Origin of the sequence: Phyllobacterium sp. YR620 (genome assembly GCF_900104165.1) — a bacterium.
Taxonomy (GTDB): Bacteria; Pseudomonadota; Alphaproteobacteria; order Rhizobiales; family Rhizobiaceae; genus Phyllobacterium; species Phyllobacterium pellucidum.
Genome location: NZ_FNJP01000005.1, coordinates 410,227 through 423,909, shown reverse-complemented (window position 1 = coordinate 423,909; position 13,683 = coordinate 410,227). Strand labels below are relative to the sequence as shown.

The window sequence follows — 13,683 nt, the reverse complement described above, 5'->3', positions numbered from 1 at the left end:
ATCAGGAAGTTCATGGAAAATTTGAGTTCGAAGATTCCCATGTTTAAGGAGAAAATATCATCGATCCTTTCTCTCTGGAGTCCTTCGGGCAATTGACCCTCAACCTCGTCCCAAATAATGCCCCCGGCCGGTCTGCCTAGCCCTGTCGATTTGGGATGACAGGCAGGCGGTTCATCACCTGATCCTGTTGCCGATTTCAGGAACGCCGCCGCACAGGGATCGCGTTGCCGTTGAAATCCCGGCGCTCGAACTTCGCCGCGCCGGGCTTGCGCGATCACAAACGCGGCTGGATCGCGCTTGACGAATATAACTACGACATAGTCGAGCGTTCGTTTCATTTCGATCCAGCGCAAAAGTCGCGCGGGCGGTTAGGCGAGAAATTCATGCGCGAGGTGCGCAGCGCCGTAAGAACCATGTTCGAGCAGAAGACCGGCCGGATCGATCGCACGCGCTAGCGCGCTTCGATAAAATTCGCTTCTCTTTGGAGATCGCCCCGGCACCCCGCGGGCGGCATCGAGCCGCCCCGCGCGGTGGTTGCTGCGAGGCACTCGACCGAAAAACGCTCCTGTCGCCGCTATCTTTTCACGTGGCCGGACGGACACGCTTAGCCAGTTTACCTCCCCGTTTGCGAAAATCGCCAAGCGCGCATGGCCTGTCAATTCAACGAAGGTCGTAAACATGCTCGGCTCATCTGAAAATCGTCATGTTGACCTGCTACGTCCCGCCCCAATAGATTGGGGCAGATGCGCAGAAACTGGAAGGTCATTATGTTCAAAACCATTGCCACCACACCATTCGACGACCAGAAGCCCGGAACGTCCGGCTTGCGCAAGAAAGTCCCGGTCTTCCAGCAGAAGAACTATGTTGAGAACTTCATCCAGTCGGTGTTCGATTCGCTTGAAGGATATAAGGGTGAGACGCTCGTCATTGGCGGCGACGGCCGCTACTACAACCGCGACGTGGTGCAGATTGCCTTGAAGATGGCGGCCGCCAATGGCTTTGGCCGCGTGCTCGTCGGGCAGGGCGGTATCCTCTCGACGCCCGCAGCATCGAACGTGATCCGTAAGTACAAGGCTTTTGGTGGCCTGGTTCTTTCGGCCAGCCACAATCCCGGAGGCCCGAACGAGGATTTCGGCATCAAGTACAATATAGGCAATGGCGGGCCGGCGCCGGAGAAGATCACCGAGGCGATTTTCGCGCGTTCGAAGGCGATCAATCAATATGTCATCGCGGAAGCTGCAGATATTGATATCGATACGATCGGCAAGCGCGAAATCGCCGGCATGCAGGTCGAAATCATCGATTCGGTTGCCGACTATGCGGCGCTTATGGAACAGTTGTTCGACTTTGATGCGATACGCGACCTCATCAAATCCGGTTTCACCTTCCGCTTCGATTCGATGCATGCGGTAACAGGCCCCTACGGCAAGGAGATTCTCGAGAAGCGCCTTGGCGCGCCGGAAGGCACATGCGTCAACTTCGTACCGCTGCCCGATTTCGGCGGGCATCATCCCGATCCCAATCTCGTCTACGCCAAGGATCTCTACGACCTTTTAATGTCGCCGGACGGCCCGGATTTCGGCGCCGCGTCCGACGGTGACGGCGACCGCAACCTGATCATCGGCAAGGGCATCTTCATCACTCCATCCGATTCGCTTGCGATGCTTGCGGCCAATGCTCACCTGGCCCCCGGTTACAAGGCCGGTCTCAAGGGCATCGCACGCTCGATGCCGACCAGCGGTGCCGCGGACCGCGTCGCCGAAAAGCTCGGCATCGGCATGTACGAAACGCCGACGGGCTGGAAGTTCTTCGGCAATCTGCTCGACGCCGATATGGCGACGATCTGCGGCGAGGAAAGCGCCGGCACTGGCTCGAACCATGTGCGCGAGAAGGACGGACTTTGGGCCGTGCTCCTCTGGCTCAACATACTTGCCGTGCGCCGCATGAGCGTCATTGACATTGCCCGCGAACATTGGGCGACCTACGGGCGCAATTATTATTCGCGTCACGACTATGAAGGCGTCGATACGGCTGGCGCCAACAAGATGATGGACGGTCTGCGCGGCAAACTCGCTTCGCTTCCCGGCACGAAGGTCCAGGGTCTGACAATCGCAACAGCCGACGACTTTGCCTATCACGACCCGGTCGACAAGTCGGTGAGCGTAAACCAGGGCATACGCGTACTCTTCGAAGGCGGCTCGCGCGTTGTCTTTCGCCTGTCAGGCACCGGCACGTCGGGCGCGACGGTCCGTGTCTACGTGGAACGCTATGAGCCAGATCCGAAGCGCCATGATCTTGAGACACAGAGCGCACTTGCCGACCTTATCCGCGCTGCGGAGGATCTTGCCGGGATCAAGGCTCACACGGGTCGCGACAAGCCGAGTGTGATCACTTGATTATTGCCACGCCGCGCCTTTAACGCGCGGATCGTCGCCAAAAGTCGCGAGAGTGAAGCCCAGCCGCAGGTCCGGCATGTCGCATATGGCATTTACGCCGTAGTCGGAGAAATGCAGCCGCCATGTCGTCTTGCGCACGGGGTTGGGCAGGGCGAAGCAGGCACAGGAGAGCAGGGCGAGATTGGCGCCGCCTTGCGGATCGCGGACGGACTGGTAGCGAATGAGATCGATGCCCGCCGCAAGCGCCGCATCGGCAAGGTCGAGGCAGGCGGAATAGTCGGTTGGATGCGTCCAGCGGCTTCGATGTTCGGCAAAGGGCGCGACCGTCAGATCGATGGCGTGGGTCGTGGCGTAGCGCGCTTCGAACGCGGTGAATTCGAGCGCATTGCGCGGCCAGGGTGTGCCCGGACTTTCGATGAAAAACAGCAGGCGGTAAAAAGCGGTTTCGGCAACCGCCGTTTCAACCATCTCGCTCGAATAGAAAACGCCCGGCGAATAGCCTTCGCGGCGAAAGCGAGAATTGCCTGGATAGCGCCCGTAGCGAAACGGGGTCGCAAGCAGATAGTCGAGATGAATGCAGGCGGGCGGCAGCGGCGGCTTGGTGGCTTCGAGTTCATCTTCAAGCAGGGCCTGCTCGTCGAGCGTATCGACAAGTTTCATCGTTGAAACGCGATGTTGCGCTTCGACCAGACGCCAGCAGCCGCCATGGCTGTCCCTAGCTTCAGATCGGAGCGCGTCGGGCGTCCAGATAGGCGAGGACATGGGTGAGGCCGTCAATGGTTTTGATCCGGTTGAGCGGCTTGCCGCCGAGCATCGTGTTGTCAGTTCGCATCCATGTGCGCGCCACCGCATCGTCGCCGCCGACGATAGCGTCGAGCGAACGGTAGAGGCGGATGAAAAGCAGCGCGAGTTCGTAACTCTTGCCGGTGAGCGGCGCGCCATCGAGGCTACGCTTCAAGCGCGATATGCTTGGCTCCGAAAGCCCGACAATATGGGCGAGTTCCTTTGCGGTGAGGCCCAGCAGTTCCGATGACCGCAACAGCGCCTTGGAAACGACGGCGGTTCGATCCGGGATTTCTGATAGCGGCTGAGCAGCGATTCCCATGAATATTCCTTTCAATGGAAAGAAATATATAGAATATTTCCTAGGAAATCAAGTTAGCGCCGCGCCTGCACTGTCATTGGCAACCCGCCATCGGGTTGCGTCGTCAATTTCTGCACGGGCCACGGCTTGTAGGCGCCGGCGACATCGAATCTGAAGCGGTGGAGCAGCGTCGCCAGCGCGATGATCGCCTCCTGCAGAGCGAAACTCGCGCCGATGCACACGCGCGGCCCGGCGCCGAACGGCAAATACTGGAAACGGTCGATCCTGTCGCGATTTTCCGGGTGAAAACGCGACGGCATGAACGCATCGGGATTATCCCAATAGAGCCGATGGCGATGGACCGTCCATGGCATAACCAGTACGGCTGCCCCCTTGGGCAGTTTCAGGTCCATATATTGATCGTCTTCGATTGGTTCGCGGTTGATCGAGGGAGCCGGGGGATAAAGCCGCATTGCTTCTTCGAAAGCGGCGCGGGTGAGCGGCAATGCATCGAGCCAGGCATGCGGCGGCGGCACGTCCGCCTGCGCCATAAAGGCGTCGATCTCGGATTCGATCAGATCGCGTTCCCACGGCGCCTTGGCGAGGAGATAGAGCGTCCAGCCCAGTGCGCGCGCCGTGGTTTCGTGCCCGGCGCCTATGAACGTAATGATATTGTCCTCGATCTCGGCGCGCGAAAGCCCCTTCGGGCCTTCTGCCCTCAGCAGCAGGGTCAGAAAATCGTTGGGAACCTTGTCGCCTTCCCGGTCCATGCGCTTGCGACGCATTTCCATGGTGTTGGCAACGATCTGCCGGAAAAAGGCGAGGGCGCGCCTGCCCCGGATTTGGGTGAAACGTGGCATCCAGTTCGGCGCCCCAAGCAGGTCGAGCGGATCGACGCGGCCCATGGTTTCAAACAGGCGGTCGACCTCGTGCGAAAACTGGTCCGGATCGCCCGCAATCTCGCCGGAGAACAGCGTCTCGGCCAAAATGTCATAGGTCAGCATGGTCATGTCGCGCGACACGTCCGTAGGACCGGAAAGGTTGTCGTAGCGCTTGGCGAAAGCCTCGCTCGTCCGCCTCATAGCCTCGGCAAAACCATTGATGTGGCGAGGCGTAAATACCGGTGCCATGGCCTTGCGAGAACGGCGCCACGTTTCGCCTTCCGCCGTCAGGAGACCATCGCGCAAGATGGGGCGGAGGATCCGCTGGCGAACCGCCGCCATCTTGTAGTTCTTGGCATTGTCGACGAGGACGTGGCGGATGAGGCCAGGATCATTGGCGATAATCGTGTGGGCGAAGGACCAGTCGATCGACACCCACGGCTCGTTATAGGAAGGCTCGCCCCACAGTTCGAGCGGGTTGCGATAAATCGTGCGAATAAGGCGCAAGGTGCCGACCGGCCCGGTACGCGGGACGGGCGCTGGCGGAACAAAGGCGCTGTGAACAGTATCCATATTAGCAGGCTCCTGCCGACCATGTGGGGATGTGGGTGCAGAAATGCCAATGGTTTCTTTTGGGGCGGCGCCAGCCATTTTGTGCTTGACGGCGCAAACTGGATAAGGTGTGCTCCGCCTCGAGCTTGCGACGTGATTTTAAATTCCGATTTCTACTACCTCTTTTTTTACCCGCCTGCACTGATATCGTTCCGGTCCATATTGTGAGGTTTTTGATTATGAATTTTCGCCTTTGCTGGCTTTTGCTGGCTGTTTTCCTGGCATCGTGCGACGGAGGTTCGGATTCCGACAGCGCCGATGTGACGCCGACCTTTAATCAACCTCAGCCGGTCAGGCCTCAGCAGGCGCCGATTGTTCCGACATCTCCGCCCCCATCTGTTTCCGTTAAACCGATAACGGCGGCAGATTATGGCCCCGATGGAAGAGTGGATGATTCGGGCGCTCGCGAGGTCTCAGCCAGCAGACCGCACACGATCGCCTTCAAGGGAACCTCCATTCCCTTCACGGCAACCGCCGGTCAGCTGATTGCATCCAAGCCTGGCTCGGGCCTGTTCAATGCTGAAGCGGTGATTTCCTATACGGCCTATACACGTGACGACCAAGCGCGGGATGCGCGCCCGATAACCTTCGTGTTCAACGGAGGGCCGGGCGGCTCATCCGCCGATCTGGATATTGGCTTCCTTGGGCCTATGCAAGAAGACGGGCCGGCCCCATCGGAGGACGTCATTGGGCCATTGAAGGACAATCCCAACACGATTTTGGACAAGACGGACCTCGTCTTCGTCGATCCGGTCGGGACCGGCAATTCCCTCGCCATCTGGCCGAACAGAAACAGTGACTTTTGGGGCGCCGATAGCGATGCCAAAGTCTTGCGGGATTTCATCACGCGCTATGTGAACGTGTACAACCGCCAGAACTCGCCCAAATATATTTACGGCGTCTCTTATGGCGGATTTCGGGCGCCAATCATGGCACGTCTGCTGCTGGAGAGCGGCACCAGCCAATACACGACCTTCACGACGAACAAAAATGTCCTTTCCGGGCTCGTCCTGAATTCCCCGAGTTTGAATCAAACGAGCGGTTGCTACCGGTTCTACACAAGCTGCGGCGGGGCGATCCCGACCTATGCGATGGTGGCGGACTTCCACAAGAAGTCTACAGCTCGTGGAAATCAGGGACTTGAGGTGTTTGCCACAAATGCGCGCGCCTTCGGATCCGAGTTCAGTAATCTTTACTACGAAGTCTTCAGCGGAACCGACGCGAAAGTGCCGGATAGAAAGCCTTGGGAAGACTACATCAAAAAGCCTGAGGGGATCAAATTCCTCGACAAACTATTCACCTATACCGGTGTGGGTAAAATGTACCAACCTGGCGACAGTTCAAAGAACAATCCTTGGATTGCGACGCCAAATATGGACCCGGACGAATTTACGCATAAATTTGCGCCCGAGACGGGAGACCTTTTGCTCGGCGATGGACGCTACTTTGATGAGCCGGAAGCCGTAGATCCGGCCTTTGATCGCACGAGCGATTACTTCGCCTGGCGAAAAGATTACCACGCCAAGTTCATCGGCTACGAATCTCAATCGCCTTATGTTGGCTTCAACGGTAAGATCATCGACATCTGGGATTATCGACCCGATCCTCAAACGATCGGAGACAACAAGGAACGGGCAGGTAATAGCGTTCCGGATTTGACATTCAGCATGACGCTCAATCCAGACTTGAAAGTCATGGTTCAGCACGGCTACTACGATCTGATTACGCCATTCAATCGGTCGGAAGTTGACCTTCAAATAGGCGGCCTCACCTACAAGGTGCCGGTCAAGGTTTACGAGGGTGGCCACGGAGTAGCGCCTTTTTACACCCGCTCTTATGCCACCCTGATGCAAGATCTGGACGCCTTCTACGATGGGCCGTCGGCGACAATGTTTGCCGCATCCAACCCGCCCGCATTTGAACAGGTGAAACAATGAAACGACATCATATCTGTGCGTCAATCCTGATTGGCGTCATTTGCAGCGCCTCGCTCGCCAGTGCGGGTGATTTCGACAGCGAGTCGCGGCAGCAGCGCGGCCTCATGAGAATGCAGCGTGGCTTCGCGCCGCGTAAGGCGCCATCGCGGATGGCAGCGGTCCCGTTGACCCGAGCAAGGGTCGCGACCGAAGTCGACCAGCGCACAGCCTCGCTCTTCGACCGGGCTGCTGATCCCGCGACCCACCTTGTCACGCAGGAATCCGCTTCAAACTCCGGGCTCGGCTTTTTTGTCGATCACTTCGCCGAGATTGACCGCGACCGGGACGGCAGCTTGAAGTTCAGCGAAGTCAAGAGCTTCCTCGATGCCCGTTCGCCTGTCGCAAAACCTGCGTCGGGATCGGTCCAGATCATCGAGTAGCGCGCATTGCGGCCTTAACTCTGTCTGGCGGATTGTTCTCAGCCCGCCGGATCAGGCGCACGCCCGGGTGCGGACCTCCGGTCGTATTTCTCGCCGGGATGAGCCAATTTGGCCATGATCCGTGGATATTCACACCCCTTAGAATTGGAAAAACGTGCGATAAGCACTATATCTAGGCCAAGGACCGGGCATGATTCGCCCGGTTCTGCTATAAATACGGCGCGCCGATCCTGGCGACCCGAGAAAAGATTGAATCTACATGAGCGATACACCGGAACTGACAGTTGAAACCTCGCCAGAATACGGTGCGGAGTCCATCAAGGTTCTCAAGGGATTGGATGCGGTTCGCAAGCGCCCGGGCATGTATATCGGCGATACGGACGACGGTTCCGGCCTTCACCACATGGTATACGAAGTCGTCGATAATGCCATCGACGAGGCACTTGCCGGCCACGCGACACGCGTCACCGTCACGCTCAATCCCGACGGTTCATGCACGGTGACGGATAATGGCCGTGGCATTCCGACGGACATGCACTCCGAGGGCGTCTCCGCCGCCGAAGTCATCATGACCCAGTTGCATGCCGGCGGCAAATTCGACCAGAATTCCTATAAGGTTTCGGGCGGTCTGCACGGCGTCGGCGTTTCGGTGGTCAATGCGCTTTCCGTCTGGCTGAAACTCAAGATTCGCCGCCAGGGCAAGATCCATGAAATGAGCTTCACCCATGGCGTGGCCGACGCCCCGCTCGTGGTGACAGGCGATGCCGGCGATGCTACCGGTACGGAAGTGACCTTCCTGCCGTCGACGGACACGTTCTCGATGGTCGAGTTCGATTTCAAGACGCTTGAGCATCGTTTGCGCGAGCTCGCTTTCCTGAATTCGGGCGTGCGCATTCTGCTCGCCGACCGCCGGCATGCAGATCCGGTCGAGCTCGAGCTCTTCTACGAAGGCGGACTTACCGCCTATGTGCGCTATCTCGACCGCACCAAGAAGGAACTTGTCGCAGATCCGATTTACATTCGCGGTGAGAAGGACGGTACGACGGTCGAAGTCGCCATGTGGTGGAACGACAGCTACCATGAGAATGTGCTGTGCTTCACCAACAATATTCCACAGCGCGATGGCGGCACGCATCTTGCCGGTTTCCGTGGTGCCCTGACCCGCCAGATGACCGGTTATGCCGACGCCTCGGGCCAGACCAAGAAGTCGAAGGTCACGCTGACCGGCGATGACTGCCGCGAAGGCCTGACCGCGGTCCTGTCGGTCAAGGTCCCCGATCCCAAGTTTTCGTCGCAGACCAAGGACAAGCTCGTCTCGTCAGAAGTGCGCCCGGTCGTTGAAAGTCTCGTCAACGAGGCGCTGTCGAACTGGCTTGAAGAGCACCCGGCCGAGGGCAAGGTGCTCGTCGAGAAGGTGATCCAGGCGGCTTCCGCACGCGAGGCGGCCCGCAAGGCCCGCGATATCACCCGCAAAAACTCCCTGAGCATCAGTTCGCTGCCCGGCAAGCTCGCCGATTGCCAGGAGCGCGACCCGGCCAAGTCCGAAATCTTCATCGTCGAGGGTGATTCCGCGGGCGGATCGGCCAAGGGCGGGCGGTCGCGCCAGAACCAGGCGATCCTGCCGCTGCGTGGCAAGATCCTGAATGTCGAGCGCGTGAAACTCGATCGGATGCTCTCTTCCGACCAGATCGGCACGCTGATCCTTGCGCTCGGCACCAGCATCGGCAAAGACGAGTTCAATCCGGACAAGCTGCGCTATCACAAGATCATCATCATGACCGACGCCGACGTCGATGGCGCCCACATCCGTACGCTGCTTTTGACATTCTTCTTCCGCCAGATGCCGGAACTGATCGAGCGGGGCCACGTCTATATCGCCCAGCCGCCGCTTTACAAGGTGACGCGCGGCAAGTCATCGCAATACATCAAGAACGAAACCGCCTTCGAGGAATATCTAATCGACTCGGGGCTCGACGAAACCTCGTTGGAGCTGGTTTCAGGGGAAGTGCGCACCACCAACGACCTGCGCGTTGTCATCAATGACGCGCTGGCAGTTCGCCATCTCTTGCAGGGTCTGAACACGCGTTACGACCGTGCGGTCGTCGAACAGGCAACCATCGCCGGCGCGCTCAATCCCGAAGCGATCTCCGATACCGTCAAGGCGCAGGAACTGGTCGCCGAAGTTGCCGCCCGGCTCGACCTCATCGCCGAGGAAACCGAAAAGGGCTGGACCGGCCGCCTTGCCACCCCTGATGATGGCGTTGACGGCTTCGTCTTCGAGCGGTCATTGCGCGGTGTCAAGGAAACCGTGACCCTCGATATGGCCCTGCTCGGCTCGGCCGATGCGCGCCAGCTCGATCGTTACGCCGCCCGCCTCCATGATATCTATTCGCAGCCGCCGGTGCTTCGCCGCAAGGAAAAGGCCGACGCGGTTGCCGGGCCGATGGCTCTCCTCGACGCCGTTTTCGCGGCCGGGCGCAAGGGCCTCTCGCTGCAGCGCTACAAGGGTCTTGGCGAAATGAACGCCGAGCAGCTCTGGGAGACGACGCTCGATCCGAACGCGCGCTCCCTGCTGCAGGTCAAGGTCAATGACGCCACCGACGCGGATAGCCTGTTCTCGCGGCTCATGGGCGATGATGTCGAGCCGCGGCGCGAATTCATTCAGGACAATGCGCTAAGTGTGGCGAACCTCGACGTCTAGTTAGGGCGTTTCTTTTTGCCATGGATTGATCACCGTGAGCCCGGCCGCGGTGAATGGCATTGTGTCTCTCGAGGCGATGGAATATCCGCGGCTCTTTGCGACCGCAGCTATTTGCCCGTCTGCGATTGAGATCGTCCGTCCGGTCGAACGCGCCTGGCGCACCAACGGGGCGTAGACCAAGGCCGCTTGCCGGTCAAAATCGAGGATCCGATCGCCGAAGAGGTACGAAATGAGTTCGCTCAGCGCGCGATCAAGGCCTTGTTTTCGCTTGCCTTTGGGCAAGAACTCAATCCCGAGGAGAAGCTCCGACAGGCTTGTTGTGGTGAGAAACAGCGTTTCGGCCCCTTGTTGGTCGAGCCATGACAATACCCCCGGGTCCGGGCTCCGTTTCAGCGGCTCGGAAATAACATTCGTTTCAAGGATGATCATTCAAAATCCGCAGGTTCTGCGGGTGTCTGATCCCGACCGGGTTCAAGGTCAAGCCCGCCATGGCGGCGGCCGAAAGCGGCAAGTTCCGAGCCTATCTTCAAGCGATCCTTCGGGCGTGTCGCCTCCTCCAGAATTTCGCGAATTTCGGCCTCCGTGCTCCGGCCATGTTTGGCGGCACGCAATTTGAGCGCACGATGCGTTTCTTCCGGCAAATTCCTGATGGTTACGGCAGCCATGATTTCTCCACTATGAGGCCAGGTGGATGATATCATATCGGGTGGGATGATAGCAAACGGCCGCCGGTGTGAATTCCGGGGGGGCGGCAATCGTCCACAACTTAACAGTGTGCAACAGGCGATCAGTTGTGAAGCGACTAAAGTCTTTTATACTTTTGTACAACAACGCTATTGCCTGTTCGCTGGCGTCATGATTTTTTGTCACTCGGCGACGTCGGTTCGGGATGGCGGGATGCTTGCCCGACGGAAATGTCGCTGTTTGCCAACCTGATCGGGAATTGAAATGCAGCCTGTCTTCGATGGTCACAACGATGTGCTTTACCGGTTGTGGAAACATTCGAGAGACGGCGCCGATCCCGTGGAAGAATTCATCAAGGGGACGACCTCCGGACACATCGACAAGCTAAGGGCACAGAAGGGCGGGCTCGCCGGCGGACTCTGCGCCATCTATGTTCCCTCGGGCGATCTCGCATTCAAGGCCCCCGATGCCAATGGGCATTACGCGACGCCCTTGGCCGCGCCGCTCGAGCGGGCTCCTTCATTGGATGTCGCGCTTGAAATGGCGTCCATCGCTTTGCGCCTGGAGCGTGGCGGCGGCTGGAAACTCTGCCGCACGACGGCCGAAATCGAAGCGTGCATGCGCGACGGCACCTTTGCTGCGGTCCTGCACATGGAAGGCTGCGAGGCGATAGGCGCTGATCTGGCGGCGCTTGACGTTTTCTATGCGGCGGGGCTGCGCACCCTTGGTCCGGTCTGGAGCCGCAACAATATCTTTGCCCATGGCGTGCCCTTCGCTTATCCGATGTCGCCAGACACCGGCCCCGGCCTTACCGCCGAGGGTGAGGCGTTGGTCCTGGCCTGCAACAGACTGGGTATTCTCATCGACCTTGCCCACATCACCGAAAAAGGCTTCTGGGATGTCGCTCGGATCAGCGATCAGCCGCTCGTTGCGAGCCATTCCAACGTGCATGCGCTGACCCCGGTCGCGCGCAATCTGACCGACAGGCAACTCGACGCTATTCGCGAGAGCAAGGGGCTGGTGGGCCTGAATTATGCGGTCGCCATGTTGCGGCCTGACGCGCGCGAAAATGCCGATACCCCACTTTCCGATATGATCCGCCACATCGATTACATGGTGAACCGCATGAGCATCGATTGCGTGGCGCTGGGCTCCGATTTTGACGGCGCCAAGATCCCCGGCGAGATCGGCGATGCGAGCGGCAACCAGAACCTCGTTGCTGCCCTGCGCGATGCCGGCTACGCAGGCGAGGATCTTGCCAAGATATGCCGCGACAACTGGCTGCGCGTGCTGCGTTCCGCCTGGCATGAAGAACAATAACAAGACGACATCGCTCTAGAACAGGGAACTGACCAATGCTGATGAATAAGATCGACTCCAAATTCCGCCTTCTGCTCGGGGGCGCTGCACTTTCCGCGATCCTGGTGTCCGGCGTGCCGGCATTTGCCGCAACGCCCGCCGATACGCTTGTCGAAGCATTCGCCATCGACGACGTGATCACACTCGATCCGGCTGAAGCCTTCGAGCTCACCACCGGCGAAATCAATGGCAATACCTATGACAAGCTCGTTCGGCTCGACATCAACGACCCTTCGAAGATCGTCGCCGATATTGCCGCAAGTTGGACAGTATCCGATGATGGCCTGACCTATACGTTCAAGATCAAGCCGGATCTGAAATTTGCCTCGGGCAATCCGATCACCGCCGAGGATGTCGCCTGGTCGTTCGAGCGCGCCGTCAAGCTCGACAAGAGCCCAGCGTTTATCCTTACGCAGTTTGGCCTGAAGCCGGACAATATCACGGAAAAAGCCAAGGCAACCGACCCGTCGACCTTCGTGTTCACGGTGGATCAGGCATATGCACCGAGCTTCGTTCTTAACTGTCTGACGGCCACGGTCGCTTCGGTGGTGGACAAGAAGCTCGTCTCCGAACATGTCGTCAATGACGATTTCGGCTATGCCTGGTTGAAGACCGCTTACGCTGGTTCCGGTCCGATGAAGATTCGCGACTGGCGCGCCAACGAAATCATCGTCCTCGAGCGCAATGACAATTATTACGGTACCAAGGCGCCGCTGAACCGCGTCATTTATCGTCACGTGAAGGAAAGCGCCGCGCAGCGCCTGTTGCTCGAAAAGGGTGATATCGACGTTGCTCGCAACCTCGAGCCGAACGATCTTGAACAGGTCGTCAAGAACGGCGAGATCACCACGACGAGCGCCCCGAAGGGCACGATCTATTACTTCAGCCTCAATCAGAAGAATCCGAACCTCGCCAAGCCGGAAGTGCTCGAAGCCCTGAAATATCTCGTAGATTACGATGCGATCGGCGAAAAGCTGATCAAGGGCATCGGCGAGATTCATCAGACCTTCCTGCCCAAGGGCATTCTCGGCGAACTCGACGAGAACCCCTACAAGCTCGACGTCGCCAAGGCCAAGGAGCTTCTGGAAAAGGCCGGGCTGAAGGACGGTTTCTCCTTCACAATGGATGTTCGCAACAACCAGCCGGTGACGGGCATCGCCGAATCCATTCAGCAGACGATGGCGCAGGCCGGCGTAAAGATGGAAATCATACCGGGTGACGGTAAGCAGACGCTTACAAAGTATCGCGCTCGTACCCACGACTCTTATATCGGTCAATGGGGCGTCGATTACTGGGATCCGAATTCGAATGCCGACACCTTCACCAACAACCCGAACAATTCGGATGAAGGCACCAACAAGACCCTCGCGTGGCGCAATGCCTGGGATGTGCCGGATCTGACCAAGGAAACCAAAGCTGCCCTGCTCGAACGCGACAATGCCAAGCGCGCTGCCATGTATCAGGATCTGCAGAAGAAAGTGCTGGCGACCAGCCCGTTCGTCCTGATCTTCCAGCAGACAGAAGTCTCGGCCCTGCGCTCGAACCTCAAAGGCTTCAAGCTCGGACCGTCGTTCGACACCAACTACGTCTTCAACGTATCAAAGTGATCG

11 protein-coding genes and 1 pseudogene are annotated in these 13,683 nt (G+C 58.6%); 6 read left to right on the top strand and 6 right to left on the bottom strand.

Annotated features, from left to right (window positions below):
* Nucleotides 1-338, bottom strand: a pseudogene (locus tag BLR72_RS22625) (hypothetical protein); the annotation flags it as partial.
* Nucleotides 339-764: 426 nt separating this feature from the next.
* On the opposite strand from BLR72_RS22625, the gene BLR72_RS18250 reads away from it, so the two are divergent.
* Complete coding sequence (locus BLR72_RS18250; RefSeq protein ID WP_175492402.1) at nt 765-2,396, top strand: alpha-D-glucose phosphate-specific phosphoglucomutase; 1,632 nt, start codon at nt 765-767, stop codon at nt 2,394-2,396.
* Here the strand turns inward: BLR72_RS18250 and BLR72_RS18245 are convergent, their stop codons facing one another.
* From BLR72_RS18245 to BLR72_RS18235, 3 genes are read right to left on the bottom strand one after another with little or no spacing between them, the layout of a single operon-like run.
* The gene (locus BLR72_RS18245; protein WP_091950806.1) at nt 2,397-3,158 is read right to left on the bottom strand and encodes an RES family NAD+ phosphorylase; all 762 of its coding nucleotides are present in this window, start codon (nt 3,156-3,158) and stop codon (nt 2,397-2,399) included. It abuts the gene before it with no gap.
* On the bottom strand, nt 3,118-3,501 hold the full coding sequence (locus tag BLR72_RS18240) for an MbcA/ParS/Xre antitoxin family protein (RefSeq protein WP_091950804.1): 384 nt from the start codon (nt 3,499-3,501) through the stop codon (nt 3,118-3,120). The genes BLR72_RS18245 and BLR72_RS18240 overlap by 41 nt, the downstream gene beginning before the upstream one ends.
* 53 nt (nt 3,502-3,554) lie before the next feature.
* Entirely contained in the window at nt 3,555-4,934 is a 1,380-nt protein-coding gene (locus BLR72_RS18235; RefSeq protein WP_091950802.1) for a cytochrome P450, read from the bottom strand.
* Nucleotides 4,935-5,152: 218 nt separating this feature from the next.
* Here BLR72_RS18235 and BLR72_RS18230 point away from each other — a divergent pair, with 218 nt between their 5' ends.
* From BLR72_RS18230 to gyrB, 3 genes are all read left to right on the top strand, one after another.
* On the top strand, nt 5,153-6,910 hold the full coding sequence (locus BLR72_RS18230; RefSeq protein WP_091950801.1) for a S10 family serine carboxypeptidase-like protein: 1,758 nt from the start codon (nt 5,153-5,155) through the stop codon (nt 6,908-6,910).
* Entirely contained in the window at nt 6,907-7,329 is a 423-nt protein-coding gene (locus BLR72_RS18225) for a hypothetical protein (RefSeq protein ID WP_091950798.1), read from the top strand. The genes BLR72_RS18230 and BLR72_RS18225 overlap by 4 nt, the downstream gene beginning before the upstream one ends.
* A 259-nt stretch (nt 7,330-7,588) precedes the next feature.
* Entirely contained in the window at nt 7,589-10,030 is a 2,442-nt protein-coding gene (gene gyrB, locus BLR72_RS18220; RefSeq protein WP_036813457.1) for a DNA topoisomerase (ATP-hydrolyzing) subunit B, read from the top strand.
* Here the strand turns inward: gyrB and BLR72_RS18215 are convergent, their stop codons facing one another.
* Entirely contained in the window at nt 10,031-10,459 is a 429-nt protein-coding gene (locus BLR72_RS18215) for a type II toxin-antitoxin system VapC family toxin (protein WP_091950796.1), read from the bottom strand. It abuts the gene before it with no gap.
* Nucleotides 10,456-10,695 (bottom strand): FitA-like ribbon-helix-helix domain-containing protein, encoded by a 240-nt coding sequence (locus BLR72_RS18210; protein WP_027230583.1) that lies wholly within the window; start codon nt 10,693-10,695, stop codon nt 10,456-10,458. The genes BLR72_RS18215 and BLR72_RS18210 overlap by 4 nt, the downstream gene beginning before the upstream one ends.
* A 283-nt stretch (nt 10,696-10,978) precedes the next feature.
* Here BLR72_RS18210 and BLR72_RS18205 point away from each other — a divergent pair, with 283 nt between their 5' ends.
* Nucleotides 10,979-12,034, top strand: coding sequence for a dipeptidase (locus tag BLR72_RS18205; protein ID WP_091950794.1), 1,056 nt, complete (start codon nt 10,979-10,981; stop codon nt 12,032-12,034).
* A 35-nt stretch (nt 12,035-12,069) separates the two neighbouring features.
* Nucleotides 12,070-13,680: an ABC transporter substrate-binding protein gene (locus BLR72_RS18200; protein ID WP_162737145.1), complete on the top strand. Its 1,611-nt coding sequence runs from the start codon at nt 12,070-12,072 to the stop codon at nt 13,678-13,680.
* The last annotated feature ends 3 nt before the right edge of the window (nt 13,681-13,683 follow it).